The 2,686-nt window shown below is 75.8% G+C and carries 3 protein-coding genes; 2 read left to right on the forward strand and 1 reads right to left on the reverse strand.

Going from position 1 to position 2,686, the window contains the following annotated elements; translation table 11 throughout:
• The first annotated feature begins 641 nt into the window (after positions 1–641).
• Positions 642–995, forward strand: coding sequence for a helix-turn-helix transcriptional regulator (locus tag KS423_RS42980; protein WP_224285129.1), 354 nt, complete (start codon positions 642–644; stop codon positions 993–995).
• Between the two features lie 7 nt (positions 996–1,002).
• Here KS423_RS42980 and KS423_RS42985 read toward each other — a convergent pair whose 3' ends face one another.
• Positions 1,003–1,998 carry a zinc-dependent alcohol dehydrogenase family protein gene (locus KS423_RS42985; protein ID WP_224285130.1) on the reverse strand — a complete coding sequence of 332 codons (996 nt, stop codon included), beginning with the start codon at positions 1,996–1,998 and terminating at the stop codon, positions 1,003–1,005.
• A 230-nt stretch (positions 1,999–2,228) separates the two neighbouring features.
• Between KS423_RS42985 and KS423_RS42990 the strand changes: the two genes are divergently transcribed.
• On the forward strand, positions 2,229–2,686 hold a 458-nt coding region (locus tag KS423_RS42990), incomplete at its 3' end, for a phosphotransferase family protein (protein ID WP_224285131.1).

The following is a 2,686-nucleotide window of genomic DNA, read 5'->3' on the forward strand; positions in this document are numbered from 1 at the left end:
CTCTTCTCCGGCGGGGCGCGCCGCGTGTCGCCCCGGGCCCTTGGCCCGGCCTGCGGGCCGTGCCGGCGGGTGTGACCGTGGGCGGGCCGGCTCCCCGTTTTTTCCGCTGCTTCCTCTGCCCCGGGGTGTCCTCCTGCGCCGGCGCCTGCCCCTCTGCGGCCGCGGGGCCCTTCCCGGGCCCCTCTTTCCGCTCCCCCCGGCGCCCGCCGCGGCGCCCCCTTTTCGGCTCCTGCGCGCGGCCTGCCGTGACAGCCGGCTCCCTGCGGGTGCGGGGGGTGCGGGGGCGTGTTGCGCGGGTGTTGCGTCGACGCCCTTCCCGCCCCGAGGGCCGGGGCCTGCCGGGAGAACACCGGTGAGCACGGTCTCCCGGCCCGGGCGCGCCGCAGTCTCCCGGCCCGGGCGCGCCGGGAGACTGCGGCGCGCACAGCGTGCGGGACGCGTGGCGGGCGCCGGCCGCCTCCAGGGCGGTCAACGGCCTCGCGGACGCCGCGGCAACACTCGCGATCCGCTTCACCCCCGGCCCGGACACCGGGAGGTGGAGCGATCGGCCCTGGTAGCGTCGTGCACGCGAAGTCGCGCACACCGCGCGGTCTTTGACCATCAGGTGGACGGGGGTCGAGTGTTGGGAAGGGGTGGTGGGTGTGGGACGGGCACGCGTGGCGGCGCGGGTGATCGTGCACCCTGGTGTGGAGGACGTGAGCGTCCAGCAGGTGCTGGAGGCGCTCGCTGATCCGGCCCGCAGGACGGTGGTGCGCACGCTCGCGCACTCGGGAGCCGATCTCAGCTGCGGTTCCTTCGACCTGCCGGTCGGGCGTTCGACCTCCAGCCACCACTTCAGCGTGCTGCGCGAGGCGGGACTGCTGCGCCAGTACTACGTGGGCACCACCAAGATGAACGCGCTGCGCAGCGAGGAGCTGGAGCACAGGTTCCCGGGCCTGCTGGCGGCGGTGGTGGCCGCCGCCGACGCGGAGGCCGGGCAGGTGCGGGGGCGGTGAGGGCCGGTCAGTCGCCGACGCTCACGACGATCTTGCCGGCCTGGGTGCCGGCTTCGAGGTAGCGGTGGGCCTCGGCGACGGTGTCGAGGCCCTCGAAGACGCGGTCGATGACGGGGGTGAACGAGCCGTCGGCCAGGCCCGCGGTGACGAACGCGTGGGCGCGGCGCAGGCGTTCGTCGTCGCGGGTCACCTCGTGCATGCTGTAGAAGCGGCTGGTGACGGGGGCGAAGGTGTCCTGGCCGGGCATCGGGGTGTCGCGTGGGTCGAGGCGGCCGTAGAGGATCACGCGTCCGCCGGGGGCGACGGCGCGGGCGAGGGTGAGGACACCGGGTCCGGCGACGGGGTCGAAGACGGTGCGCACGCCGCGTCCGGAGGTTGCGGCGTCCACGCGGGCGAGGAGGTCGTCCTCGCCGGTGACGAGGACCTCGGCGGCGCCGGCGTCCAGCAGGTGCCGGGCCTTGGCGCGGGTGCGGGTGGTGGCGATGGGGTGGGCGCCCAGGCGGCGGGCGGTACGGATGGCGGCGAGGCCGACGCCGGAGGCGGCGGCGGTGATCAGCACGTGGTCGCCGGGGCGCAGGTGGCCGTCCTCGGCGAGGGCGCCGTAGGCGGTGAGGTAGGGCATCCACACGGCGGCGCCCTGGGCGGGGGTGAGAGCGGCGGGGTGGGCGACGGCGGCGCGGGCCGGGACCAGCACGTGGGTGCCGTAGACGCCGTAGTCGTTCTGGGAGAACGCGGGAACGGTGTCGACGCGGTCGCCGGGCGCGAAGCCGGTGACGCCCTCGCCGACGGCCTCCACGGTGCCCGAGGCCTCGTAGCCGAGGGTGGCGGGCAGGCACGGCTGTTCCAGGTAGGTGCCGGCGCGGAAGAGGGCCTCGGCACGGTTGAGGCCGATCGCGGCCACGCGCAGGCGCAGTTCGCCGGGCCCGGGCTCGGGCAGGTCGTGCTCGCGCACGGCCAGTACCTCCGGTCCCCCGGTGGTCTCGAAGACGACGCTCCTGGGCATGACGGGCCCCTCCCCCTCCTGCGTACGGCCGGCAGCGCGCGGACCGCGGACTGCGGTGTGCGGACTGCGGTGTGCGGATCGGCCCTCAGCCAACCCCGGGCGCACCCCGCCTGTCAAACTTCGACAACCGTCGGAACAGTGGTCTCCGTGCCGTGGTTGCAACGGAGTTGACCTTCCGTCAGTGTTGGTGGTGGTGGGCCCGGCAGGAACGGGGCGTAGGCTTGCCGTCCATGATCGACAGTGAGGACCGGGACCAGGGGTGGGAGGGCACGCGCCGGTGGGTCGAGGGGCACCTGCCCGCCGGTGAGCGCATCGCCGAGGTGAGCGCGCTGCGGGGCGGATGGACCTCGCGGATGCGCCGCCTGGACGTGCGGCGCCCCGGCCGCGCGGGCTCGTACGCGCTGGTGCTGCGCTCCTTCGTCAAGCCGTTCTACCGCCGCCACGCGCCGGGGCTGCTGGCCCGCGAGGCGGCCGTGCTGCGCCTGCTGGAGACCAGTGGCATCCCGGCGGCGCGGCTCGTCGCCGTGGACGCGGCGGGGGCGGTGTGCGAGCATCCGTCGCTGGTGATGACGCACCTGCCCGGCGGGGTGCGCCTGGCCGAGGACGGCGACACGGCACGGCGCGCCGATCTGCTGGCCGCGCAGCTGGCCGCCGTGCACGCGCTCGCGGTCGGCGAGCAGGACCGGCC

Source organism: Streptomyces sp. LS1784 (genome assembly GCF_020103755.1).
Classification (GTDB): Bacteria; Actinomycetota; Actinomycetes; order Streptomycetales; family Streptomycetaceae; genus Kitasatospora.

What these genes read in the sequence shown, in the direction of transcription:
- KS423_RS42985 (WP_224285130.1), bottom strand. Translation starts at nt 1,998, where the DNA reads ATGCCCAGGAGCGTCGTCTTCGAGACCACCGGGGGACCGGAGGTACTG.